Raw genomic sequence first — 1698 nt, 5'->3', positions numbered from 1 at the left:
CCACTGGCTCAACGCGTTCGCGGCTTGAACCATCGAATGGGACTCGGCCGATCTTAATCGAAGATCCAGTCGTGATCTGCCCTTGATCAGAAGCCTGCTCCGTTCCGTTGCACCAGTCCGGGAATACCAACCAAAAGCTTCGAACTCGCGCACACTGCTAGCATAACCGACTTTGGTCCGTTTCTCCGCCCATCAACGGGATGGCTCAATTGGGGGATAGGAATGAGAAAAAGCAGCAAGGCCAAAACATGCAAACCGGCCTTTTTGAGCGACTCATCATCAGCCTCGGCTCTATTCCCGCAGAGACGAACGACAAACTCAGCCTCGATGGTGATCTGAGGCGCCCTAGCGTCATCGATGCAGCCGTCGTCCGGAGCAGGACCGGCCTCTCGCAAGCCGCGTTCGCCCGTTGCGTCGGCGTTGCGATCGGGACCATTCGGAACTGGGAGCAGGGCCGCCGAACACCTCAAGGGCCAGCACGGGCGCTGCTGGCGCGACTGGATCGCATCCCAAGGCTTGTCGAACAAACCCTTAAAACCTGAGCCCCCAATCGTCCCAACCCAGACCACCTAGGTTCTTTTCTCTCTGACAGGCCTTTCCTGAGTTGATGAACTATCAGGCAAGGTCATGGCCTGCGGAAGCGACGAGAGCCAATCGACGATCTTCTTCGCATCAAAACTCCGCTTCGCGCGTGCGCTTGCGCTTGCGAGCCGCTGCTCTTCGAGCCTCTGCTGGCGCTCGGCCCATTCATTCACCGCAGTGGCAACACGCTCGAAGTAAGCAGCCGGCGCACCAGCACCAGCAACAGCGTGACCGGTCACGCCGCGCCGCCGCCCCATCCAGACACCAAAGACCCGCTGCTCACTCCAGCCAATGAACCAAGCATCAGCATTGCCAGTCGAGGTTCCGGTCTTTCCGTAAGCTGCCCACCGCTTCAACTGCGCCGCGCGTCCGGTCCCATGCTCGACCACCTCACGTAGAACCTGCTGTGCTGGCTCGATACATTCCTCAGGGATGACCCTCTTGCGCAGGGGGGTGAGAAAGTCAGCTCGCACTTGGCCACGGCCGTCAACCACGGCCAGCACGCCCGATGGCTCAATCTGATAGCCGCCATTGGCCACGGCTGTGTAGGCTGCCGTCATGGCCATGACATTGCTCGAGTAGGAGCCGAGAATGAAACCGGCATCAACTGCAGGGCCAGGATCGATGCCTATGCGCCGGCTGACCTCAGCAACGGCGTCAGCCCCAATCTCCTGTGTCAGCCGCACAGCCGCGGCATTGCGCGATGAGGCAATCGCCTCCTTCAGCGTCGTCTGCCCTCGATAGCCCAGCTCGCCGTTCGCGGGCCAAGTCCCTCTGATCGGCTGGTCCATAACCCGGCTCTCTGGCATCCTGCCAGCCTCGCAGGCGGCAATCAGCAGCGGCAACTTGGCCGTTGAGCCGGCTTGGACGCGGGCTTTCACAGCATTGTTGAACTGCCGCTGAGACCAGTTCACGGAGCCGACCATAGCCTGCACCCGTCCATTGGGAGCCATCATCACCGCGCCGGCATCATACTGGGATGGGACAGCTCCATCCTTGACCAGCCTGCTGAGTTGTTGCTCCGCAATGTGCTGGGCGCGCGGGTTCAGGGTGACGAAGAAGCGAACCGTCTCTCCCGGCTGCACGTACTTGTCTCCCCAGGTTTCCACCACCCAC

General features: G+C 60.9%; 1 protein-coding gene. It reads right to left on the bottom strand.

All coding sequences use genetic code 11. The annotated features are described in order from the left end of the window. Window positions 1-569 precede the first annotated feature (569 nt). Window positions 570-1698 (bottom strand): penicillin-binding transpeptidase domain-containing protein (locus tag JKG68_RS32155; protein WP_281399280.1); only part of this gene is annotated, 1129 nt, incomplete at its 5' end.

Source organism: Microvirga aerilata (assembly GCF_016743775.1).
Classification (GTDB): domain Bacteria; phylum Pseudomonadota; class Alphaproteobacteria; order Rhizobiales; family Beijerinckiaceae; genus Microvirga; species Microvirga aerilata.
The sequence above is the reverse complement of the archived record's forward strand: the minus strand, read 5'-3'. Positions and strand labels throughout refer to the sequence as shown.